The 23,928-nt window shown below is 65.2% G+C and carries 18 protein-coding genes and 1 tRNA gene; 9 read left to right on the forward strand and 10 right to left on the reverse strand.

Annotated features, from left to right (window positions below; all coding sequences use genetic code 11):
* Positions 1 to 40: 40 nt before the first annotated feature.
* Together CH294_RS09675 and CH294_RS09680 are read left to right on the forward strand one after the other, a co-directional pair.
* Positions 41 to 1,039, forward strand: coding sequence for a GGDEF domain-containing protein (locus CH294_RS09675; RefSeq protein WP_230592326.1), 999 nt, complete (start codon positions 41 to 43; stop codon positions 1,037 to 1,039).
* A gap of 137 nt (positions 1,040 to 1,176) precedes the next feature.
* The gene (locus CH294_RS09680) at positions 1,177 to 2,808 is read left to right on the forward strand and encodes an alpha/beta hydrolase (protein ID WP_094737770.1); all 1,632 of its coding nucleotides are present in this window, start codon (positions 1,177 to 1,179) and stop codon (positions 2,806 to 2,808) included.
* Here the strand turns inward: CH294_RS09680 and CH294_RS09685 are convergent.
* Positions 2,803 to 3,183, reverse strand: coding sequence for a hypothetical protein (locus tag CH294_RS09685; RefSeq protein ID WP_052058541.1), 381 nt, complete (start codon positions 3,181 to 3,183; stop codon positions 2,803 to 2,805). The two genes, CH294_RS09680 and CH294_RS09685, sit on opposite strands and share 6 nt — an antisense overlap.
* Before the next feature lie 82 nt (positions 3,184 to 3,265).
* Here CH294_RS09685 and CH294_RS09690 point away from each other — a divergent pair, with 82 nt between their 5' ends.
* Together CH294_RS09690 and CH294_RS09695 are read left to right on the forward strand one after the other, a co-directional pair.
* The gene (locus tag CH294_RS09690; RefSeq protein WP_094616207.1) at positions 3,266 to 3,802 is read left to right on the forward strand and encodes a peptidylprolyl isomerase; all 537 of its coding nucleotides are present in this window, start codon (positions 3,266 to 3,268) and stop codon (positions 3,800 to 3,802) included.
* A 24-nt stretch (positions 3,803 to 3,826) separates the two neighbouring features.
* On the forward strand, positions 3,827 to 4,756 hold the full coding sequence (locus tag CH294_RS09695; protein ID WP_094737771.1) for a rhomboid family intramembrane serine protease: 930 nt from the start codon (positions 3,827 to 3,829) through the stop codon (positions 4,754 to 4,756).
* Between the two features lie 97 nt (positions 4,757 to 4,853).
* On the opposite strand, the gene CH294_RS09700 is transcribed toward CH294_RS09695, so the two are convergent.
* Together CH294_RS09700 and crgA are read right to left on the reverse strand one after the other, a co-directional pair.
* Complete coding sequence (locus tag CH294_RS09700; protein WP_094737772.1) at positions 4,854 to 5,339, reverse strand: PH domain-containing protein; 486 nt, start codon at positions 5,337 to 5,339, stop codon at positions 4,854 to 4,856.
* A 36-nt stretch (positions 5,340 to 5,375) separates the two neighbouring features.
* Positions 5,376 to 5,639, reverse strand: a complete 264-nt coding sequence (gene crgA / locus CH294_RS09705; protein WP_032378768.1) for a cell division protein CrgA — start codon at positions 5,637 to 5,639, stop codon at positions 5,376 to 5,378.
* A gap of 202 nt (positions 5,640 to 5,841) precedes the next feature.
* Between crgA and CH294_RS09710 the strand changes: the two genes are divergently transcribed.
* Both CH294_RS09710 and CH294_RS09715 read left to right on the forward strand, forming a co-directional pair.
* Positions 5,842 to 6,585: a DUF881 domain-containing protein gene (locus CH294_RS09710; RefSeq protein ID WP_032401654.1), complete on the forward strand. Its 744-nt coding sequence runs from the start codon at positions 5,842 to 5,844 to the stop codon at positions 6,583 to 6,585.
* Between the two features lie 13 nt (positions 6,586 to 6,598).
* Positions 6,599 to 7,240: an aminodeoxychorismate/anthranilate synthase component II gene (locus tag CH294_RS09715; protein ID WP_032402037.1), complete on the forward strand. Its 642-nt coding sequence runs from the start codon at positions 6,599 to 6,601 to the stop codon at positions 7,238 to 7,240.
* Positions 7,241 to 7,248: 8 nt separating this feature from the next.
* Here the strand turns inward: CH294_RS09715 and pknB are convergent, their stop codons facing one another.
* From pknB to CH294_RS09750, 7 genes are all read right to left on the reverse strand, one after another.
* On the reverse strand, positions 7,249 to 9,186 hold the full coding sequence (gene pknB, locus CH294_RS09720) for a Stk1 family PASTA domain-containing Ser/Thr kinase (protein ID WP_094703380.1): 1,938 nt from the start codon (positions 9,184 to 9,186) through the stop codon (positions 7,249 to 7,251).
* Positions 9,183 to 10,559 carry a serine/threonine-protein kinase gene (locus CH294_RS09725; protein WP_032378771.1) on the reverse strand — a complete coding sequence of 459 codons (1,377 nt, stop codon included), beginning with the start codon at positions 10,557 to 10,559 and terminating at the stop codon, positions 9,183 to 9,185. Before CH294_RS09725 ends, pknB begins: the two co-directional genes overlap by 4 nt.
* A 6-nt stretch (positions 10,560 to 10,565) precedes the next feature.
* Complete coding sequence (locus tag CH294_RS09730) at positions 10,566 to 12,050, reverse strand: penicillin-binding protein 2 (RefSeq protein WP_032378772.1); 1,485 nt, start codon at positions 12,048 to 12,050, stop codon at positions 10,566 to 10,568.
* On the reverse strand, positions 12,047 to 13,504 hold the full coding sequence (locus CH294_RS09735) for an FtsW/RodA/SpoVE family cell cycle protein (protein WP_032378773.1): 1,458 nt from the start codon (positions 13,502 to 13,504) through the stop codon (positions 12,047 to 12,049). Before CH294_RS09735 ends, CH294_RS09730 begins: the two co-directional genes overlap by 4 nt.
* Positions 13,501 to 14,940 carry a PP2C family serine/threonine-protein phosphatase gene (locus CH294_RS09740; protein WP_094737773.1) on the reverse strand — a complete coding sequence of 480 codons (1,440 nt, stop codon included), beginning with the start codon at positions 14,938 to 14,940 and terminating at the stop codon, positions 13,501 to 13,503. Before CH294_RS09740 ends, CH294_RS09735 begins: the two co-directional genes overlap by 4 nt.
* Entirely contained in the window at positions 14,937 to 15,401 is a 465-nt protein-coding gene (locus CH294_RS09745; protein WP_032378775.1) for an FHA domain-containing protein, read from the reverse strand. The genes CH294_RS09740 and CH294_RS09745 overlap by 4 nt, the downstream gene beginning before the upstream one ends.
* 170 nt (positions 15,402 to 15,571) lie before the next feature.
* A complete protein-coding gene (locus CH294_RS09750; RefSeq protein WP_094737774.1) occupies positions 15,572 to 17,038 on the reverse strand; it encodes a DUF3662 and FHA domain-containing protein in 1,467 nt (488 codons plus the stop codon).
* A gap of 207 nt (positions 17,039 to 17,245) precedes the next feature.
* Here CH294_RS09750 and CH294_RS09755 point away from each other — a divergent pair.
* The 3 genes from CH294_RS09755 to CH294_RS09765 all read left to right on the forward strand — a co-directional run bounded on the left by CH294_RS09755 (position 17,246) and on the right by CH294_RS09765 (position 23,777).
* A tRNA-Leu gene (locus tag CH294_RS09755) sits at positions 17,246 to 17,331 on the forward strand.
* Between the two features lie 412 nt (positions 17,332 to 17,743).
* Positions 17,744 to 22,333 (forward strand): glutamate synthase large subunit, encoded by a 4,590-nt coding sequence (gltB, locus tag CH294_RS09760; protein ID WP_032401650.1) that lies wholly within the window; start codon positions 17,744 to 17,746, stop codon positions 22,331 to 22,333.
* Entirely contained in the window at positions 22,326 to 23,777 is a 1,452-nt protein-coding gene (locus CH294_RS09765; RefSeq protein ID WP_032401649.1) for a glutamate synthase subunit beta, read from the forward strand. Before gltB ends, CH294_RS09765 begins: the two co-directional genes overlap by 8 nt.
* Positions 23,778 to 23,928 lie beyond the last annotated feature (151 nt).

Below are 23,928 nucleotides of genomic sequence, written 5' to 3' on the forward strand. Positions count from 1 at the left end.
AGCACGAGCAGGCATTGCCCGACGCAACCGGCACCGACTGGTGAGCAGGCCGAGGTTCGACGAGTCCGGCCGCATGCTCGCGGTTTTCGCGGCTGTGACCACCGTCCTCTACGCCGCGAGCGCCGTCGCCTCGTGGTCCAATCTGTCCGGTCCCCAGCAGGTTCTGGCGGCGCTGGCCATGCTGATGGGCCCATTGGCGATCGTGGTTCTGGTGCGGGCGGGTGTGCCGAGCCCCAAACGAGCGGTGGGTTGTGCGACAGCGCTGTCGGTGGTGGGACTCGCGTGTGCGCTGGGTAGCAGCGACACCATGCCTGCCTTCTTGATCTGTGTGCAGGCCGCGATGTTCCTCGGAATGCACATCGGCGCCTTCTGGTCCGAGCGAAACGCCGGCATCTGGGTTGCGGTACTTGCTGTTTCAGCAGTGATCGGTGCCGCGATCGCACCGTACGGAACACCGTTCATCTCCTACATTCTCGTCGCTCTCGGAATTGTCGGTGCCACCGAGGTGTTCGGTGTCTTCGCACGCCGGATGCGGTATTTCTCGACCCACGACGCATTGACCGGACTTCTCAACCGCTTCGGGTTCGAGTCCAAGATCGAGAAGATGCTTCCGGCCTGCGCTGCCCGCGGACTCTCGGTCAGCCTGGCGGTGCTCGATCTCGACAATTTCAAGGAGATCAACGACGAGTACGGCCACATCGCGGGTGACGTACTCCTGACTCGGGTCTCGAAAGCGTGGAAGGGGCAGCTGACCAAACGAGATGTTCTCGGTCGCCTCGGTGGAGACGAGTTCGTGTTGTTCATGCCCGGGGTTCTCGAGAAAGAAGCCTTGCAGATCATCGATCGGTTGCGCCGTGCCCATCGGGCCGAGTGGAGCGTCGGCCTGGCGTGCATGCCCGCCGGTCGTCGTTGGGGTGAGATCTATCGGGCAGCCGACGCAGATCTTTACCGGGCCAAGCGAAGCAGGCCGCCTCGGACCAGTCGCCCGACCGACCCGGGAGACGGCTTCAGCGGACCGGTTCACAGAATCGCGCGGTGACGTGCACAGGACGCTTGCGTTGATCCTCAGCTCGCGTTGATCCCCAGATTTCATCCACAGGCTGGGGATAGATTTCACGGCCGGGCTTGTCTGTCGCGTTGACTCGTCGGATACGACGACGCTGCGGGGGATTCACGATGGTCACACTCGACGAGTTCAGATCGTGGAACAGCCGTGAGTTGATCACCGCCTCCGACGGTCTGATGCGGCAGTGGCGCGAACTGGTCGTCGTACATGGTGCGTCCGCGGACGCCGTACTCGGCGACGACTGGGTCGGTGCGGCCGCCGATGCTGCCCGAGAGGCAATGAGAGGCGTCCGATCCGATGTACGCGGTTCCTCCGACGAGCTGCTCCGGATCGCGAGCTGCGTCGCCAACGCCTCGATCGACATGGCGAGCCTGATCGCAGCTCTGCGCACGGTGGAGCAGGAGGCCGGCGAATCTCGGTTCGGAATCCACTCCGACGGTTCGGTGACCGACTCGGTCGAGTCGTACTCGGTTGCGCTCTCGGACCTGTGGTCGACGACGCGGGATCGTCGGCACCTCCGTGAGGAGTTGGCGGCGCGCGTCTCTCAGTTGATCCGCACGGCAACGGCTTTCGACGAGACCCTTGCTCGACGCCTCGCCGGGGGAACCCCGGAGATACAGGTCGCGACCGCAGTTGCGGCCTCGGTGACCCCGGGCGCAACTCCGGCTGCCAATTCTGCGTTCTGGAGCGCGCTCTCGCCTGCCGCGCGAACCAGGTTGATGGTGGAGCAGCCCGCGCTGATCGGCAGTCTCGACGGTCTGCCGGGGCGGGTGCGAGACAGTGCCAATCGGCGGGTTCTGGCCGCTGAGCGTGTTCGCCTCCTCGCTGTCGAGGCCGAGTTACGGAAGGAGTTGGACGACAACATGTTCGGAGGAATCTTCAGCGACGCAGATGCGGGGCTGCGACAGACGCGCAAGCGACTTCAGTCGCTCGATGCGATCGAATCTGTCCTTGCGCAGGGAGATCGGCAGCTTCTGGTGTTGGACAACTCCTCGTACGAGGAGACCACAGCGGCTGTTGCGGTGGGTGATGTCGACACAGCCACGCATGTGGCCGTGTTCGTACCCGGTCTCGGATCGACCGTGCACGGAGACATCGAGAGCTACGACGGCGATATGGAAGGATTGCAATCGACTGTGCAGCAACTATTTACAGGAGATCAGGCTGAGAGTGCGGCGGTCGTGACGTGGATGGACTACCAGGCCCCCCAACTCGGCTGGGGACTGCTCGATCCTGACCGAACCGTGATGTCCCCGCTGGCAGCGGAAGCGGGGGCAGATCGGCTCGGTCCATTTCTGGACGGACTCGACGCAGCTCGTGCGAGCGATCCGCACCTGTCGGTGCTGGCCCACTCGTACGGATCGCTTACCGCGGCGTCGGCGCTTCGAGCCGACACCGGGGTCGACGACTTCGTGGCGCTCGGGTCCCCAGGACTGGGCACGCACACGGTCTCGGATCTTCGGCTACCCGACGGACACGTGTTCTCCGCCGAAGCCGGTGGCGATATCGTCGCCGACCTCGGTGCCTTCGGCCCAGACCCAGGCGCGATGGACGGGGTCACGCTGCTCTCGACCGATTACTCCGACGGCCGCAGCGGATCGATCGGTCACAGCGACTACTTTGCCGAGGGATCGACCAGTCGTCACAACGCCGCGCTTGTCGTGGCCGACCGCAGCGAGGACGCCGTGGTCAGAACCAGGCCGGCATTGTTCGACCTGCTGCAAAAGATTCTGTATCTATGACGAGCCCTCGTCGTAGTCGGCCAGGCTAGGCGGAACGTCGGCGGGCGGAGGTACCTCGTTTCGGCGACGGCCGAGGTAGAACACGACACCACCGATGACGGCAGCGGCAACCCCGAACACCAGAACGCGGCGCTTGTTTCCCGACTTCGGGTCGACCGTCAGAGCCGTCCTGGTGAGGTTGGCTTCGGCGATCCGTTCCGCAGTCGCGACGCGACGCTGTGCAGCCTGTTTGCGTGCCAGACCGTAGCCGCGCTTGGCGAGCAGCAGACCCACTCCGGCAGGGCCCTTGCTCACGGCGGAAGCGGCGCCGAGCAGCGCCGATGCCGCCGTGCCGGTGGAGGAGTGAACCTGCTCGGTTTTCGTAGTGCTCGTCATACCCTCACTGTTCCACAACAGCACCCCGATCGACCCTCCCGATACACCACCTGTGAACTACCCGAACGCCCGAGATGGCACGATGGTGGGCGTGACTTCACCAAACAAGACCCAAACGGCAACGCTGCACACCAACCGCGGCGACATCGTCATCGAACTGTTCGGCAATCACGCCCCCAAGACCGTCGCGAACTTCGTCGGTCTCGCGGACGGGTCGAAGGAATACACGACGCAGAACGCGTCGGGTGCCAAGACCGGACCGTTCTACGACGGCGCAGTCTTCCACCGCGTCATCGACGGTTTCATGATCCAGGGCGGCGACCCGACCGGCACCGGCTCCGGTGGACCGGGCTACAAGTTCGAGGACGAGTTCCACCCCGAGCTCTCGTTCGATCGCCCGTACCTGCTGGCCATGGCGAACGCAGGCCCCGGCACCAACGGCTCGCAGTTCTTCATCACCACCGGCAAGACCCCGCACCTCAACCGCAAGCACTCCATCTTCGGTGAGGTCACCGACGAGGCGTCCAAGAAGGTCGTCGACGCGATCTCGAGCACCCAGGTCGGCCGCGGCGATCGTCCGGTCGACGAGGTCGTCATCAACAGCGTCACGATTGCCTGATCTAGTTCCACAGAAAGATTCACGATGACGAACCCCGGCTGGGGTGGCCCGTACGGCGACCAACCCAACCCACCCCAGTCGGTGTGCGTCCGACATCCCGACCGCCCCACGGGCCTGGCATGCTCGCGCTGCGGTCGCCCGGCGTGCCCGCAGTGCTTGCAGGCCGCCGCTGTAGGTCAGCATTGCGTGGATTGCGTGCGGGAGGGCAACAAGAACGTCCGTACTGCGCAGACGGTCGCCGGAGCGCCGGTCACGCGATCTGCCAAGACCCCGTTGACCTACGCGTTGATTGCGATCAACGTCGTGGTCTTCGGCATTACCGCCGCTCAGTCCGGCAATGTCACCAGCAACTTCACCGGCTCTGCTCTGGCTCAGGCGTGGTCTCTGAACAGTTTGCTCGTGGCGAACGGTGATGTATTTCGCCTCATCGGCAGTGGATTCGTGCACATCGGGCCGATTCATCTGCTGGTCAACATGTTCGCGCTCTATCTCATCGGTCGCGATGTCGAACTGGTCCTGGGCCGCAGCAGGTATCTCGCCGTCTATCTCCTGTCGTTGCTCGGCGGTAGCGCGTCGGTCATGGTGTTCGAGAACCCGCTGTCTCTCACCGCCGGCGCTTCCGGTGCGGTGTTCGGGCTCCTGGGTGCCCAGGCCGTCATCCTGCTCAGGCTCAAGCGAAGCCCGGCGCCAGTTCTGATCGTCATTGCACTCAACATCTTCATCAGCATCTCGATCCCCAGCATCTCGCTGTGGGGTCATATGGGCGGACTCGTCGCCGGTGCCGCCGCCACCGCCGGTTTGGTGTTTCTCCCCAACCGACGTCGGGGGCCGGAGAGTCAAAGAACATCGGCCGGTGTGTCCATGGCCTGGATCTCGGTGATTGCTGTCGCTCTGGTGACCCTCGGCGTCATCGCGGTACGAATGCTCGACCTCCGCGCGCAGATGGGCATCTGACCGCCCGCCCTGTGCCGACCCGAGTCCACTCGATGTGCCATTGACCCCCGAAAAGGCCACTGAACGTCACATCGAGTACCCCCGGGCCGCTCGGCGATCAGGAGTTGGGTGGCACCAAGCCGCGTGTGTTCAGGGCGTCGAACACATCCCGTGGGTCGGTGCCGAGGTCCCATCTGCCGAAGATGATCAGTCGGTCGTCGTCCTCGCCGGGTGGGCGGATGTCGAGTTCGAGCATCGGGACGCGTCGGCCGAGTCGTGGGTAGCGCACTATTTTGACACGCACGATGTCGGCGCGGGAGTACGTGCGTATGCCGCCGAGGCGTTTCATCGTCAATGATCCGTCGCGCGTGATGGCCAGACGGGGACGCTGTGCGGCGGCGAGTGCCGCGATCACCCACATTCCGACGGCTGCCAGTCCGACGAGGAACGTTCCCGCGGCGTCGGTGGAGGACAACACGGCACCGATTCCGAGGGCGAAACCGCCCACCACCAGTGCTGCGATGGCGACGACGGGTGTTGCCCAGCGCTCTTCGTACACACCCTGTGGATCGTTCAAGAAGTTATCCACAGGGTTTATCCACATTGGGGATGAATGACATCGGTGTAACTCGCTCGACTGTCAGCGCCACCGCATGGTCATGACGAGCCCGACGACCATGAAGCCGAAGCCGATCAGGAAGTTGTAGGCGCCGAGGTTTCCGATGAATGCGATGTCGTCCGCAGCGAGGTAGTAGACGATCAGCCACAGCAGGCCGACCAGCATGAATCCCAGCATCAGGACTACGTACCAGACCGGAGACGGTCCGGCGTTGACCTTCACCGGCGTGCGGTTCGCCGGGTTGATCGTGTAGTCGTTCTTCTTGCGTACCTTCGACTTCGGCATTGCTTCCTCTTCGCGTTCTTGACGGCTGTCGGTCCTGCGACCGACCTGTGGACAACTGACGACGGGAACCTGTGGATCGACGGGTGTCGCGCATCCCCAGGCTATTGTCTCCTCGAGGACCGTGACAGTGATCGACCCGGTTGCTGTACACGCTAACCCAGGTGAGCCCAGCACCGACCCACCGGACAAATTGCGAGCACCCGTGACACGACGATCGACCCGCGCCGACACCCGCTGGTGGGTTCTCGCCGTCGCGGTGTGTGCAGTCGTCGGTCTGCTGCTCGGTACCACCAGACATATCTCGGACGGCACCGAACTGCGCAGCGGGGACACCACCCGTCTGGCCGATCTCGTCGACGCGGCTCGTGGCAGCAGCGAGGATGCCCAACGCAGTAGGGACGCGCTCGAGCAACAGGTCGACACGATCCAGCAGCGCACCGCCTCCGGCGACACCGACGTCGCCGACGCGTTGGCCCGCATCGATTCCCTCGCCGACGCGGCAGGACGCGAGGCCGCGTCCGGTGCCGGACTGACCGTGACGATGGCCGACGCGTCCCGGGGCCCCGACGGCGCGTATGCATCCGACGCCTCGCCCAACGATCTGGTGGTCCATCAGGTCGACGTGCAGAGCGTGCTCAACGCGTTGTGGGCCGGCGGTGCCTCGGCGATCGCGATGCAGGATCAGCGGCTGGTGGCCTCGTCCGCTCCGCGATGCATCGGCAACACCTTGTTGCTCGGCGGCCGGACGTACAGTCCGCCGTACGTGATGACCGCGATCGGCGACCAGGACCGGCTGCGCGCAGCGTTGAAGAACGAGCCCGGCGTGCGGTTGTACGAGCAGTACGCGCTTCGCTACGGCCTGCGCTACGACGTCGAGACCTCCGCGGACGTCTCGGTGCCCGCATACACCGAATCGGTGCGCATGCGGTATGCGCAGCCACGCTGAGTACGCTGTCGACATGCGCATTCTCGTCGTCGACAACTACGACAGCTTCGTCTTCAACCTCGTCCAGTACCTGGGCCAGCTGAACGTCGATGTCGAGGTCTGGCGCAACGACGACGAACGGCTCACCGATCGCGATGCGGTCGCGGCCCAGTTCGACGGAATTCTGCTCAGCCCCGGGCCGGGTACGCCGCAGCGCGCCGGTGCCACGATGGATCTGGTGTCGGCCGCCGCCCGCGCGAAGACGCCGCTGCTGGGAGTCTGTCTCGGACACCAGGCCATCGGAGCCGTGTTCGGTGCGACCGTCGAGAAGGCCCCGGAACTCCTGCACGGAAAAACGAGTCTCGTGCATCATTCGGGCGTCGGGGTGCTCGAAGGGATGAACGATCCCTTTACCGCCACTCGGTACCACTCACTGACCGTCCGTGCAGACACCATTCCGGCGGAACTCGAGGTCATCGGTCGCACCGAATCGGGTCTCGTGATGGCCATGCGGCACACCGAGCTGCCGATTCACGGGGTTCAGTTCCACCCGGAATCCATCCTCACCGAGGGCGGGCACCGCATGCTGGCGAACTGGCTCGCCGTCTGCGGCATGCCCACCGACTCCGGCCTCGTCGCCAAGCTCGAAGCTCAGGTATCCGAAGCCTTCGCGTGAGTTAGCGATCAGCCGGTGGGAATCCCCAGCGCGCCGATGCTCACGGAGAGGGTGTCGGTCTTGCTGATCTCCGAGCCTGCGGGCTGAGTCTGATTGACGATTCGCCCGACCATCAGCGGGTCGAGCGTCGACTGCCTCGACGTCGACAGGTTGGACGCGGTCCCGGTCCATCCCGCCGATTCCAGTGCCGTCAGGGCCTGAGCTTCGGTGAGTCCGGACAGGTCCGGCATCGGGATCTTGTCACCGTTGGAGACCCGCAGCGTGACAACGGTGTTCTCGGCGACGTTGGTTCCTCCGGCGGGATCGGTCGACACGACCTGACCCACCGGCTGCGAGGAATCGATGTTCTGGACCTGCACGCGGAGGCCGGCACCCTCGACGTTCGGCTGTGCGACGTCGACGAGCTGGCCGACGACGTTGGGCATGCGTACCTGCGCCGGTCCGGATCCCAGGGTGATGCGCACCTGTGAGTTGGCGTTCATGCTCACGCCCGACGACGGATTCTGCTCGACGACCTTGTCCAGGTTCTCCGGCGTCGACGGTGCACGGGCGATCGTGGGATCGAGTTCGAGTCCCACCTCGTTCAACGCGTCGGACGCCTGCTGTTGCGTTCGACCGGTCAGTCGCGGAACCTGCACTTGCTGAGGTCCGGAGGACACGTCGAGCGAGATGGCTCCGGGTGACTCGGTCTGCGACCCGGCCGCCGGATTGGTACCGATCGCAGATCCTTCCGGCACCGACGCATCGGGCTTCTCCTGGATCGTGACCCGGAGTCCGACGTCTTCGAGCTGGCGTTGGGCTTCGTCCGCGGCCAGTCCGACGACGGTCGGCACCGTGACGGTCTTGGGGTCCGCACCGGGTCCGAGCGACCACAGGAAGGCACCGACGATGGCGACGACGATCACGGCCGCGACCGAGACGAGCCCGATCTTCAGGCCGCGTCGGCTCTGGCGCTCGTCGTCGGGTCCGGCGTGCCGCGAGGGGCGAGATGCTTCGGCGGCCGCAGCGGGCTTGTCCCGTCCGGAGAAGTCGGCCTGACGGGAGTCGACCGAACCCAGAATCGTGGTGCGGTCCTCGTCGTTCATGACCATCGGTGCGCTCGGCCGTTGACCGCCGAGAACGCGAACCAGATCGGTACGCATCTCGGCAGCGCTCTGGTAGCGGTTGGCCGGGTTCTTGGCCATCGCCTTGAGAATGATCGAGTCGAGTTCGCGCGGCACAGTGTCGTTGACGAGCGAAGGTAGCTGGGGATCCTCGCGCACGTGTTGGTAGGCGACGGCGACCGGTGAGTCTCCCTTGAACGGCGGTTCGCCGGTGAGGATCTCGAAGAGTACACAGCCGAGCGAGTAGACGTCCGATCGAGCGTCGACCTGTTCGCCGCGCGCCTGTTCGGGAGAGAGGTACTGCGCGGTTCCGATCACGGCGGCGGTCTGGGTCATCGGCGACGAGGAATCGGCGATGGCGCGCGCGATGCCGAAGTCCATCACCTTCACAGCGCCGGCGTTGTTGATCATGATGTTCGCGGGCTTGACGTCGCGGTGCACGATGCCGTTGCGGTGGCTGAAATCGAGCGCGGCACAGACGTCGGCGATGACCTCCATGGCCCGGCGCGGCGGCATGGGTCCTTCGGCGCGGACGATATCGCGCAGGGTATCGCCGTCGACGTATTCCATGACGATGAACGGGAGCGGACCGGCTTCGGTCTCGGCTTCACCGGTGTCGTACACGGCGACGATGGCGGGGTGATTCAAGGCAGCAGCGTTCTGGGCCTCGCGTCGGAACCTCAGGTAGAACGTGGGGTCGCGGGCGAGATCGGCGCGCAGGACCTTGATGGCGACGTCACGGTCGAGTCGGGTGTCCCTGGCCAGATGGACCTCGGACATACCGCCGAAACCGAGTATCTCGCCCAGCTCGTAGCGAGAGGAGAGCGTACGGGGAGTCGTCATCGTTGTCCTTGTGGCTCTTGCTGAAACGGATTCTCGAATAGCGGCCGGGGGGTAGTGGTCGTCGTCTGCGTCGGCTCCTCCGACGTCGTGGTGGGGCTCGTCGTCGTGGTGGTGGGTTCGGTGGTCGTGGTGGTTGTTGTTGTGGTCGTCTCTTCGGTGGTCGTCTCCTCGGTGGTGGTCGTCGTGGGCTCGGTGGTCGTCCGAGTGGTCGTGACCGGCTGCGTCGTGGTGGTCGGCGGCACGAACGGCGTCTGCGTGTCGTCTCGGCCCCCGGTCAGCAGTACGTAACCGCCGATGAGGATGGCGAGCAACAGCAGGGCGCCGCCACCCCAGGCGAGTGCCTTCTGCGCCGAGGACATTCCGGTGGGCTCGGGCACAGCTGCAGCAGCCGTTCCGGTGGCCGGTCCGCGGTACTCGCGTTGGGACGTCGGCATCATCTGGGTGCTCGACGGCGGAGGCGGCTGCGGACTCGGCACGACGCCGGGCATCATCACCCGGCCGGTGCCCGAGCCGCGGGAGTTCCCGGGTGCAGGGGGTCGGCGACCCGCGCGGACCGCGGCGACCGCGTCGGCGAATTCGCCGCCGTTGGCATAGCGCGTGGCCGGGTCCTTGACCATCGTGATCTCGATGAGTTCGCGCACGGCAGGCGGCAGGTCGACCGGCATCGGTGCCGGCTGTTCACGGACGTGCTTCATCGCGACGGTGAGGGCACCGTCTCCGACGAACGGCCTCGTGCCTGCGAGCACTTCGTATCCGACGACGCCGAGCGAGTAGACGTCGGAGGCCGAGGTGGCCTCCTCGCCGAGTGCCTGCTCGGGCGCGATGTACTGCGCGGTGCCCATCACCATTCCGGTCTTGGTCACCGGGGACGCGTCGACGGCCTTGGCGATGCCGAAGTCGGTGATCTTGACCTGCCCGGTGGGGGTGATCAGGATGTTGCCGGGCTTGACGTCACGGTGCACGACGCCTGCCGTGTGTGCGATCTGCAGAGCGCGGCCGGTCTGCTCGAGCATGTCCAGGGCATGGCCGAGTGGCAACCTGGACATACGGCCCAGCACTGCGTTCAGCGGCTCACCGTTGACCAGTTCCATCACGAGGTAGGCCAGTGATTCGCCTGCGCCGTCGCGAGTCTCGCCGTAGTCGTAGACACCGGCGATCCCCGGGTAGTTCAGCTGCGCTGTGGTGCGAGCCTCGAACCTGAAGCGCTGCAAGAACTCCGGGTCCTCGGAGAACTCGGCCTTGAGTACCTTGACCGCCACTCGGCGATCGAGACGATTGTCCATCGCCTCCCACACCTGCCCCATACCGCCGGTGGCGATGAGGCGCAGCAGTCGATAGCGCTGGGCGATTACGGCTCCGTTGCTCAATGGCACCTTATGTCACCTCCCCTGCAATGCGGCTGCGATGACGGCGCGCCCGATGGGTGCGGCCACGGATCCACCGGTTGCAGCCAGGGCTCGGTCTCCGCCGTCTTCCACGATGACTGCGATGGCGACCTTCGGATCGTTCGCGGGCGCGAATCCGATGTACCAGGCATGGGGTGGGGTGTTGCGTGGATCGGAACCATGTTCTGCGGTACCGGTTTTCGAGGCGATCTGGACTCCGGGGATCTTTCCCTCGCCGCTGGTGTTGTTCTCGGAGCCGATCATCAGATCGGTCAGGGTCGCAGCGGTATCGGAGCTGATGGCCTCTCCCATGGACTTCGGCTGGTAGCTCGACAGGTCGGACAGGTCGGGAGATTGCAGCTGCTGCACCAGGTTCGGGGCCATCCGCACGCCGCCGTTGGCGACCGTGGCTGCGATGACGGCGTCCTGCAAGGGGGTCAGTGCAACGTCGCGCTGGCCGATGCTGGACTGGCCGAGGGCCGCGTCGTCGTCGATCGGGCCGATGGTGCTGTCGGCCACGGGGAGCGGAATGGAGGTGTCCTCTCCGATACCGAAAGCGGCCGCGGCGTCGCGCATCTTGTCCACTCCGGTGTCGATGCCGAGCTCGACGAAGGCGGTGTTGCACGACCGTGCGAACGCTTCGCGCAGGCTTGCAGTCTGGCCGCCGCCACACGTCGAACCGTTGTAGTTCTCGAGGGTCGTCGAGGTTCCCGGCAACGTGATGTTCGACGCGGCCGTGAGCTGAGTATCAGGCGTCGCGCCCGCCTCGAGTGCGGCGGCGGTGGTGATCACCTTGAAGGTGGATCCGGGGGGATAGGTCTGCGAGATCGCCCGGTTCACCATCGGCTTGTTCGGGTCGTTGCTCAGGTTCTCCCACGCCGTGGTTGTCGTGCTGCCGTCGTGGCTGGCCAACAGGTTGGGGTCGTAGCTGGGGGTGCTGGCCATGGCGAGGATGTTGCCGGTGGCGGGATCGAGTGCCACCACCGAACCGGTGTACCCCTTGGCCGTGAGCTGGTCGTATGCGACCTGTTGGACGACGGGGTCGATGGTGGTGACGACGTTGCCGCCCCGCGGATCTCGGCCGGAGATGAGGTCGAACAAACGCCCGCCGAAGAGGCGGTCGTCGGATCCGTTGAGCACGGGATCCTCGGCCCGCTCGAGGCCGTTGCTCGAGTACAGCATCGAGTAGTAGCCGGTGATCGGCGCGTTGGCCTGGGGGCTGGCCGGAGAGATCGAGTTCTGCGGGTAGGTCCGCAGGTACTTGTAGCGGTCGTCGGTCGCGACGGAGGACGCGAGAACCTGGCCGCCGGCCGAGATCTGACCGCGCTGGCGTGAGTACTCGTCGAGCAACACACGTGAGTTGCGTGGGTCGGTTCGCAGATCGTCGGCCTTGATGACCTGGAGGTAGGTGGCATTGGCGAGCAACGCGACGACCATGACCATCACGGCGATGGACACGCGGCGTAGGGGAGTGTTCATGGGCGCTTCACCATTTCGGTCGGAGCGTCCGCGATAGGTGCTGCAGGAGCGGGCTTCTTCTTGGGGGTTGCCGGCTCACGGGCCGCATCGGAGATCTTGATCAGCAATGCGAGCAGCAGGTAGTTGGCGAGAAGCGAAGATCCTCCGTAGGACAGATACGGCGTGGTGAGGCCGGTGAGCGGAATGAGCTTGGTGACGCCGCCGACGACGACGAACAGTTGGATTGCAATGGTGAACGACAAACCGGCTGCCAGCAGTTTGCCGAAACTGTCCCGGACGGCGAGCGCGGTGCGCATGCCGCGAATGATGAACAGTAGGTACAGGATCAGCACCGCGGTCAGGCCGATGAGGCCGAGCTCTTCGCCGACGGTCGCGATGATGAAGTCCGTCTTGGCGAACGGCACCTGGGACGGGCGTCCGCTTCCGAGGCCGGTGCCCGCCAATCCACCCGTGGCGAAGCTGAACATCGACTGAACGATCTGATATCCGGTGTCGTTGTAGTCGTCGAACGGGTGCAGCCAGGTGTCGGTTCGGATCTTGACGTGGCCGAATACCTGATACGCGAACAGGAATCCGACGATCAGCAGGCCGAACCCGATGATCAACCAGCCGACGCGCTCGGTCGCGATGTAGATCATCACCAGCACGGTTCCGAAGATCAGCAGCGACGTGCCGAGGTCCTTCTCGAACACCAGGACTGCGACCGAGACGACCCAGACGACCAGGATCGGACCCAGATCGCGGGCTCGCGGGAAGTCCATACCCAGTACGTGCTTGCCCGCGACGGTGAACAACTCGCGCTTGGCGACCAGCAGCGAAGCGAAGAAGATGAGCAGCAGAATTTTCGCGAACTCACCGGGCTGAATGCTGAAGCCGGGCAGCCGGATCCAGATCTTCGACCCGTTGACCTCCGAGAATGCGGACGGCAGCATCGCCGGGATTGCGAGAAGAATCAGGCCGGCGAGACCGACGGTGTAGCCGTAGCGGGCCAGGGTGCGGTAGTCGCGCAGCAGCACCAGTAACGCCACGAAACCGGCGATCGCCAGTGTCGTCCACAGCACCTGCTGGTTGGCGTCGGGTGAGGGGATCGGGTTACCGAGATACTGCGCCTGCTGCTGATCGGCGAGGTCGAGTCGATGAATGAGCACCAGACCGAGGCCGTTGAGGAGTGCCACGATCGGGAGCAGTAGCGGATCGGCATGAGGCGCGAAGCGTCGGACGGCCAAGTGCGCCACCGTCATCAGCGCAAGATACGCGAGCGCGTACTTCGCCAGATCCCAGGTGATGGTCTGCTCCTGGCTGGCCTCGACCAACACCAACGAGATCGTGGTGATCAGAACCGCGGCCCCGAGCAGAAGCAACTCGACTCCGCGCCGGTTCGATTGGATCGGTGCAGGAGCGAAACCCCCGGGCGGGCTCGGAAAGGACCCTCCGGCAGAGGTAGGGGAACTCATCGAGTACCGGTCCTGCAGTTCTGGCCGGGAACCTGCGGAACCGTCGGTGTCGGTACCGCGGTGGTCGTCGGCGCGGCCTCGGGAACGGGTTCCGCGGTCGGCGGCAACGGCACCCCGGGTGGCGGGATGATCGTCGTGGGGGTCGGTTCGGGGGTGGTGGTGACCGCGGGCTCGGTCTCGCAGACCGGCAACAGGTCGCCCGAGGCCAGACGCTGCACCTGTCCACGCGCATCGTCGAGGGATCCCGACGGCAATCCGGCCGTGACCTGCTCGCGGGCGGCGGGCAGAAGGTCGTCGATCTCGAACGGAACGCAGTCGGCAGGCTCGGCATCGGGAGCGGTCAGTGTGACGGCTCCGTCGCCATCGAGGCATCCGGTCAGTTCCACGCTCTGCAGCGAGTACCCCAGCACCGAGCCGGGCAGGCCCCGCAGCACCGTGACCTTGCTGTTGTCGGCACCGACGTAGTAGTTGCCTCTGATGATCGAATTGGCAACGAGCGCACCGATTGCGGCGAGGACCACCAGGGTGAGGGCAATCAGCGTCCAGCGCAGCTTGTGCGACTTCTTCTCCGGGGTGACCACCGGGGTGGTGACGCGCTTGGGTGTCGAGCGAGGTGGCCGCATCGCCGCGGCGCGTCCTGCTGCGGTGTTGGGGGGAGGAGCGTCCTCCTCGTCCTCGGTGCTGGCGGCGCCACCGAGGATGGGATGGCTCTGTCCGTAGTCGAGGTCGATGACATCGGCGACGACGACGGTCACGTTGTCGGGTCCACCGCTGCGCAGTGCGAGTTCGATGAGACGATCGGCACAGGGACCGGTTTCGCCCTCGTTCATCGTGTTCTCGATGGTCTCGTCGCTGACGACATCGGACAGGCCGTCGGAGCACAGCAGGTAGCGGTCGCCTGCGCGCACCTCTCGGACGGTGAGCGTCGGCTCGATCTCGTTACCGGTGAGGGCACGCATGATCAGCGATCGCTGCGGGTGCGTGTGCGCCTGCTCGGCGGTGATGCGGCCCTCGTCGACGAGTGATTGGACGAAGGTGTCGTCGCGGGTGATCTGGGTGAGCGATCCGTCGCGCAGCATGTACGCACGTGAGTCGCCGATGTGAACGAGCCCGATTCGCTTGCCCGCGAACAGGATTGCTGTCAACGTGGTGCCCATACCGTCGAGCTCGGGCTCGTCCTCGACCTGATCGGCGATGGACGCGTTGCCTTCACGGGTGGCCGCCTCGAGCTTGCCCAGCAGATCCTCACCCGGCTCGTCGTCGTCGAGGTGGGCCAATGCGGCGATCATCAACTGGGAGGCCACTTCACCGGCAGCGTGACCGCCCATACCGTCTGCCAGTGCCAACAGTCGAGCTCCCGCGTACACGGAGTCCTCGTTGTTGGAGCGGACCAGACCGCGGTCGCTGCGGGCGGCGTAGCGGAGAACGAGGGTCACGGGCGCAACTCGATCACGGTCTTGCCGACACGAACCGGGGTTCCCAGGGGTACGCGCACTGCGGTGGTCACCTTGGCTCGGTCGAGGTAAGTCCCGTTGGTCGAGCCGAGGTCTTCGACGTACCAATCTCCGCCACGAGGTGAGAGACGAGCATGCCTGGTGGACGAATAGTCGTCTGTCAGAACGAGAGTCGAATCGTCTGCGCGTCCGATGAGGACGGGCTGCGTACCGAGTGAGATGCGCGTTCCGGCGAGACCGCCCTGGGTCACCACGAGGTACTTGGCCACCTTCTGCTTGTTGAACGACGGAAGAACTTTGGAGCCACCGGTGTAGCGCGCTGGTACTCGCATGCCTGCGGCCGCGTAGATGTCACTGCGCAGGGTGCGAAGGACGGCCCAGACGAAGAACCACAGCAGAAGCAGGAAGCCCGCCCTGGTCAATTGCAGAATCAATCCCTGCACGACGATTCACCTCCTCCTTCGCGATCGGACCTGCTCCCCACACGCCCGAACGTTGCGGCGCGGCAGACATGGTTGTCTCGCAGCATCATAGGGTGAAGCCGCTCGGGTGGACGACATTCGGGTGGACGAGCACGAGAGTCGACCATCGCTCGTGCCTGGCAGCCCTTGTGTCAGACGATCCGGACCAGAATCTCGGAATGTCCGGCCCTGATGACGTCACCGTCGGCCAGCTGCCAGTCCTGAACCGGGGCACCGTTGACGGTGGTGCCGTTGGTGGAGCCGAGGTCGGAGAGCATGGCCACTCGGCCGTCCCAGCGAATCTCGATGTGCCGCCGCGAGACACCGGTATCGGGCAGCCGGAACTGCGCGTCCTGGCCGCGGCCGATGATGTTCTGACCGTCACGGAGCTGGAAGTAACGGCCGCTGCCGTCCTCGAGCTGCAGTGTCGCTGCGAGCGCCTGAGCCTGACCGGCGTACGCGGCGGGCTGGTCGTAGCCGTACCCGTCGTTACGATCGCCCGCGCCTTGCGGGTAGCCGCGACCGTAGGCAGCCGGGGCAGGTGGGTAGTCGTATGCAGGCTGCTGGTAGCCGGGCTGCTGATATCCGGCGGCCTGGGGCTCGGCGTACTGCCCGGCCGGGTCACTGTAGGCCTGCTCCTGGTACGGGGACTCGGAGTAGGCGCCGCCGTCGGCACCGTTGTACTGGTAGCCCTGGGCGTCGTACCCCTGCGCGTCGTACCCCTGTGCGTCATAGCCTTGCGAGTTGTAGCCCTGGGCGTCGTAGCCCTGGTCCTGACCGTTGGCATTGCCGTAGGCGTGCGGGTCGTAACCCTGGTCCTGGCCGCCTGCCGCGCTGTATGCCTGACCCTGCTCGGCGTACTGCTGCCCGTCGTAGCCCTGACCGTTGTACGGCTGCTGCTGGTCGTAGCGCGGATCGTAATCGGCAGGCGCGTAGGCCTGGGCGTCGTAGCCGTTCTGCTCACGCGCGGCGTAGCGGGGATCTTGGCCACCGGCGTAACCGTTGCGAGCGCGCGGATCGGGACGATGACCGTCCGCGGGGTCGCGCTGCGGGTCGTAGCCTGGGTTCTGCGTCATGTGGCCGGCTCCTGGTATCGACATCGGTGGGGCAGACGGTCGCTGCGTAGCTGAAGGGACGGGACTTCGTGCCGGCTTGGCCGATACGTTCTGCTGGGCCGATACGTTCTGCTCGGCCGACGCGCCGTGCTGCGCAGACGGGTTTCGGGCAGCAGTCGCCGATCGTCCCACATCGGGGTCGACCGAGCCACTGGCCCGAAACTGACCGGTGTGCAGAGTGGGCGACGGTTCGAAGCGAACCACCACGTCACCGTAGGTTTGCCACCCCTGATCGCGAATGTAATCGTCGAGGTGGCGGGAAAATGCCTTGACCGTGAGTTCTCGATCGCCTGCGAGCTCGTCGTGGTCCGAGCTGTTGATGGTGATCACGTAGCTGTTGGGTGCCAGGTAATGGCCGCCGTCGAGGGGCCGAACCAGATCCGACGCTTCTTGTTGGAGCGCCGCTTCCACCTCGGCTGGTACGACGCCACCGCCGAACACGCGGGCGAAGACGTCGCCGACAGCGCCCTGGAGCTTGCGCTCGAAACGTTGAACGATGCCCATCGTGACCCCTCCTCTCACTGTGTTCTTCCACCGTGTGGTGCCTGCAGGTGCGCAGGGTGCGACAGCCGCGTGTCATCACGAGGTCGCGCTTCAAGCATGATATACGGTGCCGCCGACGCAGACCGCGTGCCGCCGTTCGCTCCGGACGCCGCGAGACCGCGATTTTCGAGCGCGGCAGGGTGCGTGTTAGTGTTCTCGCCGTCACCCGGGCGGGTGGCGGAATGGCAGACGCGCTGGCTTCAGGTGCCAGTGTCCTTCGGGACGTGGGGGTTCAAGTCCCCCTCCGCCCACCACACTGGCCGCAGCTGATCTCGATCGCTGCGGCCAGTTTTTTTTGCGGTTGCGGCCCGATCGTCTTACACGCGTGTACTTTTCGGCCGTCGCGTCCCCGCCGTCTCGGGAAGGGGCCGATACGTCGACCGATGTCGGGAAATTCGCAGGTGAGAGCCCACAATAGGCTTACCTTATTTGCGGGGGTACCCAGGTGCTGACTTATCGTTCGTAGTTGGATCGGCCTCACCACGGCCGGATCCGTCGAGACCCTCACTTTTCTACCATGAGCTCACCCGCTCGTGCAGAGGAAAAGCGTCGACGATCGACAGGTGCTGCTTCAACGGCGAGGACGCACCGCAGGCCGTTCGAGCAGCCGGTTACACCACACCGTCGCCGACGAGTTTCAAGGCTGGACTTATCCGAAGGCTAGGTATGAAGCACACTCCGGGCCCGCAAGGCCTCTACGATCCCGTCAACGAGCACGACTCCTGTGGTGTCGCGTTCGTGGTGGACATGCACGGTCGCCGCAGTCGCGACATCGTCGAGAAGGCGATCACCGCACTGGTCAACCTCGAGCATCGCGGTGCCGCCGGCTCCGAACCGAACACCGGTGACGGTGCAGGCATTCTCATCCAGGTTCCGGACGCGTTCTTCCGCGCCGTCGTAGATTTCGAGCTCCCCGCTCCCGGTGCCTACGCAACCGGTGTCGCATTTCTGCCGCAGGGCCGCAGCGACGCGGCACGTGCCTGCGAGGGTGTCGAGCGCATCGTCGAGAGCGAGGGCCTGACGGTTCTCGGTTGGCGTGAGGTTCCCACCGACGACTCGTCACTCGGCGCGCTCGCGCGCGACGCGATGCCGACCTTCCGTCAGCTGTTCCTCGCCGCTCCCGACGCATCGGTCACCGATCTCGACCTGGAGCGCCGCGCGTTCGTCATCCGCAAGCGCGTCGAGCACGAGCTGGGCGAAGAGGGTGCGGGCAAGGACGGCCCCGGTCGCGAGACCGTGTACTTCCCGTCGCTGTCCTCCCAGACCTTCGTCTACAAGGGCATGCTGACAACTCCTCAGCTCAAGGGCTTCTACCTCGACCTGCAGGACGAGCGCGTGGAAAGTGCACTCGGGCTTGTGCATTCGCGCTTCTCGACCAACACGTTCCCGTCCTGGCCGCTGGCGCATCCGTTCCGACGCGTCGCGCACAACGGCGAGATCAACACCGCCACCGGCAACGAGAACTGGATGCGCGCCCGCGAGGCGCTCATCACCTCCGACGTGTTCGGTGGCTCCGAGGCGCTCGAGAAGATCTTCCCCGTGGTCACCCACGGAGCAAGCGACACAGCACGTTTCGACGAGGTGCTCGAGCTGTTGCATCTCGGTGGACGAAGCCTGCCGCACGCCGTACTCATGATGATTCCCGAGGCGTGGGAGCGGCACGAGTCCATGGACCCCGCGCGTCGGGCGTTCTACAAGTACCACTCCTCGCTGATGGAGCCCTGGGACGGACCGGCATCGGTGTGCTTCACCGACGGCACCGTCATCGGAGCGGTCCTCGACCGCAACGGCCTGCGCCCGAGCCGGCTGTGGGTCACCGACGACGGCTTGGTCGTCATGGCGTCCGAGGTCGGCGTTCTCGACATCGACCCGTCCAAGGTCGTCCGCAAGGTTCGGCTGCAGCCGGGCCGGATGTTCCTGGTGGACACCGCACAGGGCCGCATCGTCTCCGACGACGAGATCAAGGACGAGCTCGCCGCCGAGCATCCGTACCAGCAGTGGCTCGACGAGGGTCTGACCTCGATCGACGATCTGCCCGAGCGCCCGCACGTGCACATGCCGCACGATCGCGTGCTCATCCGTCAGCAGATCTTCGGGTACACCACCGAGGAACTGAACGTGCTGGTCTCGCCGATGGCGAAGTCCGGTGCCGAGGCCATCGGATCCATGGGTACCGATACCCCGATTGCCGTGCTGTCGGCTCGCCCGCGGATGCTGTTCGACTACTTCTCGCAGCTTTTCGCGCAGGTGACCAACCCGCCGCTCGACGCGATCCGCGAGGAGATCGTCACCAGCCTCGGCGGCACGATCGGTCCCGAGGGCGATCTGCTCAACCCGGATGCCGAGAGCTGCAAGCAGATCGTGCTGCCACAGCCGATCCTGCACAACGACGATCTCGCCAAGCTCGTGCACATCAACGACGAAGGAACGCAGGAAGAACTTCGTTCGGTGGTCGTACGCGGCCTCTACCCGGTTGCCGAGGGCGGCGAAGGTCTCCGAAAGTCGTTGGAGGCCATCCGAGCTCAGGTCTCCGCTGCGATCTCGGGCGGCGCACGGATCATCGTGCTCTCCGACCGCGAGTCGAGCGAGAAGCTCGCTCCGATTCCGTCGTTGCTGCTGACCTCCGCCGTGCACCATCACCTGGTGCGTGAGAAGACCCGTACCAAGGTCGGTCTGATCATCGAGTCCGGTGACGCCCGCGAGGTCCATCACATGGCTCTGCTCATCGGTTTCGGTGCGGCAGCGGTCAACCCGTACATGGCGTTCGAGTCGATCGAGGACATGATCGAGCGCGGCGCACTCACGGGCATCGAGTTCGACAAGGCCGTCGGCAACTACATCAAGGCCGCAGGCAAGGGCGTGCTGAAGGTGATGTCCAAGATGGGCATCTCGACGCTCGCGTCGTATACCGGAGCGCAGCTGTTCCAGGTCATCGGCCTCTCGCAGGAACTGGTCGACGAGTACTTCACCGGCCTCAACAGCCACCTCGGCGGCATCGATCTCGATCAGGTGGCCGACGACGTCGCAGCGCGACATGCCGTCGCCTACCTCGACAACCGTCAGGAACGCGCGCACCGTGAGCTCGAGACGGGCGGCGAGTACCAGTGGCGCCGCGAGGGGGAGTACCACCTCTTCAACCCCGACACCGTGTTCAAGCTGCAGCACTCCACCCGCACCGGTCAGTACGACGTCTTCAAGGAATACACGAAGATGGTCGATGACCAGTCCGAGCGACTCGCGTCGCTGCGCGGTCTGTTCCGCTTCAAGACCGAAGAGCGACAGGCCATTTCGATCGACGAGGTCGAGCCGGCGAGCGAGATCGTCAAGCGTTTCTCCACGGGTGCGATGAGCTACGGCTCCATCTCGGCCGAGGCACACGAGACCCTCGCCATCGCGATGAACCGTCTCGGTGGACGCTCGAACTCCGGTGAGGGCGGCGAGGATGTCTCGCGGTTCACCCCCGACGAGAACGGGGACTGGCGACGGTCGGCCGTCAAGCAGGTCGCGTCGGGACGCTTCGGTGTCACCTCGCACTACCTGACCAACTGCACCGACATCCAGATCAAGATGGCGCAGGGAGCCAAGCCCGGTGAGGGCGGCCAGCTTCCGGCGCACAAGGTGTACCCGTGGGTCGCCGAGGTTCGGCATTCGACGCCCGGCGTCGGTCTGATCTCGCCGCCGCCGCACCACGACATCTACTCGATCGAGGATCTCGCGCAGCTGATCCACGATCTGAAGAACGCCAACCCAGAGGCCCGCATCCACGTGAAGCTGGTCTCCGAGGTCGGCGTCGGAACGGTCGCGGCCGGTGTGTCCAAGGCCCACGCCGACGTGGTGCTCATCTCGGGCCACGACGGCGGCACCGGCGCAACGCCGCTGACGTCGGTCAAGCACGCAGGTGGACCGTGGGAGCTCGGCTTGGCCGAGACCCAGCAGACGTTGCTGCTCAACGGTCTTCGTGACCGCATCGTCGTTCAGGTCGACGGCCAGCTCAAGACCGGCCGCGACGTGATGGTCGCCGCGCTGCTCGGTGGTGAGGAGTTCGGCTTCGCCACCGCTCCGCTCGTCGTCTCGGGCTGCATCATGATGCGTGTCTGCCACCTCGACACCTGCCCGGTCGGCGTTGCGACGCAGAACCCGTTGCTGCGCAAGCGTTTCGCGGGTAAGCCCGAGTTCGTCGAGAACTTCTTCATGTTCATCGCCGAGGAGGTTCGCGAGCTCATGGCCGAGCTCGGGTTCCGTACGCTCGACGAGGCCGTCGGTCAGGTCGGTCTGCTCGACACCACCGCTGCCAAGGAGCACTGGAAGGCGTCGAAGCTGGATCTGTCGCCGATCCTCGAAGAGGTCGAATCGGCCTTCATGAACCAGAACCTCTACAACACCGGGGTTCAGGATCACGGCCTCGACAAGGCTCTGGATCAGCAGCTCATCGCGGCCAGCCGCAACGCATTGGACAAGGGCGAGAAGGTCGTCTTCGAATCCAAGATCACCAACGTCAACCGCACCGTCGGAACGATGCTCGGACACGAGGTCACCAAGGCGTACGGCGGCGTCGGGCTCCCGGACGACACCATCGACATCACGTTCACCGGCTCGGCCGGCAACAGTTTCGGTGCGTTCGTCCCGTCGGGAATGACGCTCCGGCTGCAGGGTGATGCCAACGACTTCGTCGGCAAGGGACTGTCCGGTGGACATCTCGTGCTGCGTCCGTCGTTGAGTGCTCCCAAGGGATTCGTCGCCGAGGACAACATCATCGGCGGCAACGTCTTCCTGTTCGGTGCCACCAGCGGCGAGGCTCTCATCCGGGGTGTCGTCGGCGAGCGTTTCGCCGTACGTAACTCCGGCGCGGAGGCCGTCGTCGAAGGCGTCGGCGACCACGGGTGCGAGTACATGACCGGCGGCAAGGTGGTCATCCTCGGCACGACGGGCCGCAACTTCGGTGCCGGCATGTCCGGCGGCGTCGCGTTCATCTTCGATCCGAACAAGACGTTCGAGGCCAACCTCAACACCGAGCTGGTCGACATCGACGAGCTCGAGGGCGACGAGTTCACCTGGTTGAAGGACATCGTCACCCGTCACCAGGAGCAGACCGGCTCCGAGGTGGCCGAGCGGATCCTCGCGGACTGGTCACAGCAGGTGAACCATTTCGTGAAGGTCATGCCTCGCGACTACAAGAAGGTACTGCTGGCCATCTCCGAAGCCGAGAAGAACGGCGCGGACGTGGACGAAGCGATCATGGAGGCAGCTCGTGGGTGACCCACAGGGATTTTTGAAGAACACGGTTCGCGAAGTACCCAAGCGGCGGCCCGTCGATCTGCGCCTGATGGACTGGAAAGAGGTCTACGAGGACTTCTCGAAGGACACTCTGCGTACCCAGGCCAGCCGGTGCATGGATTGTGGTATTCCGTTCTGCCACAACGGTTGTCCGCTGGGGAACCTGATTCCCGAGTGGAACGACCTGGTGTTCAAGGATCGCTGGCGCGACAGCATCGATCGCCTGCACGCCACCAACAACTTTCCGGAATTCACCGGACGGCTGTGCCCGGCTCCGTGCGAGGCGTCGTGTGTCCTGGGCATCAACCAGGATCCGGTCACCATCAAGCAGGTCGAGGTCGAGATCATCGACAAGGCCTTCGAAGAGGGCTGGGTCACGCCGGTCTACCCGACACACCTGACCGGTAAGACCGTCGCCGTCGTCGGGTCCGGACCCGCGGGACTTGCTGCCGCGCAGCAGCTCACCCGCGCCGGCCACACCGTCACGGTGTTCGAGCGTGCCGATCGCATCGGCGGACTGCTGCGGTACGGCATTCCCGAGTTCAAGATGGAGAAGCGCCACATCGATCGACGGCTGGCGCAGATGGAGGCCGAGGGCACCGTCTTCCGCACCAACGTCGATGTGGGCGTGGACATCTCGGCCGACGAGCTGCGTGAGCAGTTCGACGCGGTCGTGCTGTCCGGCGGTGCCACCGCGTGGCGCGACCTGCCCATCGAGGGCCGCGAGCTCGACGGCATCTACCAGGCCATGGAGTTCCTGCCGCACGCCAACCGCGTCCAGCAGGGCGACTTCGCTGCGCCGCCCGTCAGTGCCGAGGGCAAGAAGGTCGTCATCATCGGCGGCGGCGACACCGGTGCCGACTGCCTGGGTACCTCGCACCGACAGGGCGCGGAGAGCGTGCACCAGTTCGAGATCATGGCGCGGCCGCCCGAGGAGCGGGCAACGTCCACCCCGTGGCCGACGTATCCGCTGATGTACCGCGTCGCGTCCGCACACGAGGAGGGCGGCGAGCGCGTCTTCTCCGTCAACACCGAGCGTTTCGTCGGCGAAGACGGCAAGGTCACCGCGCTCGAAGCCTGCGAGGTCGAGTTCAAGGCCGGCAAGTTCGAGAAGGTCGAAGGCAGCGAGTTCACGCTCGAAGCCGATCTCGTTCTGCTCGCCATGGGATTCGTCGGACCCGACAAGGGCGGTCTGCTGACCGACCTGGGCGTCGACTTCAACCAGCGCGGCAACGTGGAGCGCACCAACGAGTGGGTCACCAACGTCCCCGGCGTCTTCGTTGCCGGAGACATGGGCCGCGGCCAGTCGCTCATCGTGTGGGCCATCGCGGAGGGCCGCTCCTGCGCGGCCGCCGTCGACACCTTCCTGCAGGGAGCAACGGCACTACCGTCGCCGATCGTGCCCACCCAGGCACCGCAGCGGTAGACAACACTCGACCGCCCCCGGGGGATCAATGTCTCTTTGTTGCACTCTGAGCGACTGAATCTCACATTGATCCCCGGGTGGGTGCCGAGAATCCGCCATACGGTTACGTCCGTTAACCATGTAGGCATCTGATGGTCACAGGCCCCTGGCA

Source organism: Rhodococcus sp. 14-2483-1-1 (assembly GCF_002259335.1).
In the GTDB taxonomy this organism is placed as follows: domain Bacteria; phylum Actinomycetota; class Actinomycetes; order Mycobacteriales; family Mycobacteriaceae; genus Rhodococcoides.

Coding starts and splice junctions, on each gene's coding strand:
- CH294_RS09735 (WP_032378773.1), bottom strand. CDS start 13,504: ATGAGTTCCCCTACCTCTGCCGGAGGGTCCTTTCCGAGCCCGCCCGGG.
- CH294_RS09690 (WP_094616207.1), top strand. CDS start 3,266: ATGGTGGGCGTGACTTCACCAAACAAGACCCAAACGGCAACGCTGCAC.
- CH294_RS09715 (WP_032402037.1), top strand. CDS start 6,599: ATGCGCATTCTCGTCGTCGACAACTACGACAGCTTCGTCTTCAACCTC.
- CH294_RS09700 (WP_094737772.1), bottom strand. CDS start 5,339: ATGTGGATAAACCCTGTGGATAACTTCTTGAACGATCCACAGGGTGTG.
- CH294_RS09695 (WP_094737771.1), top strand. CDS start 3,827: ATGACGAACCCCGGCTGGGGTGGCCCGTACGGCGACCAACCCAACCCA.
- CH294_RS09685 (WP_052058541.1), bottom strand. CDS start 3,183: ATGACGAGCACTACGAAAACCGAGCAGGTTCACTCCTCCACCGGCACG.
- CH294_RS09750 (WP_094737774.1), bottom strand. CDS start 17,038: ATGGGCATCGTTCAACGTTTCGAGCGCAAGCTCCAGGGCGCTGTCGGC.
- crgA (WP_032378768.1), bottom strand. CDS start 5,639: ATGCCGAAGTCGAAGGTACGCAAGAAGAACGACTACACGATCAACCCG.
- CH294_RS09680 (WP_094737770.1), top strand. CDS start 1,177: ATGGTCACACTCGACGAGTTCAGATCGTGGAACAGCCGTGAGTTGATC.
- pknB (WP_094703380.1), bottom strand. CDS start 9,186: ATGACGACTCCCCGTACGCTCTCCTCTCGCTACGAGCTGGGCGAGATA.
- CH294_RS09730 (WP_032378772.1), bottom strand. CDS start 12,050: ATGAACACTCCCCTACGCCGCGTGTCCATCGCCGTGATGGTCATGGTC.
- gltB (WP_032401650.1), top strand. CDS start 17,744: ATGAAGCACACTCCGGGCCCGCAAGGCCTCTACGATCCCGTCAACGAG.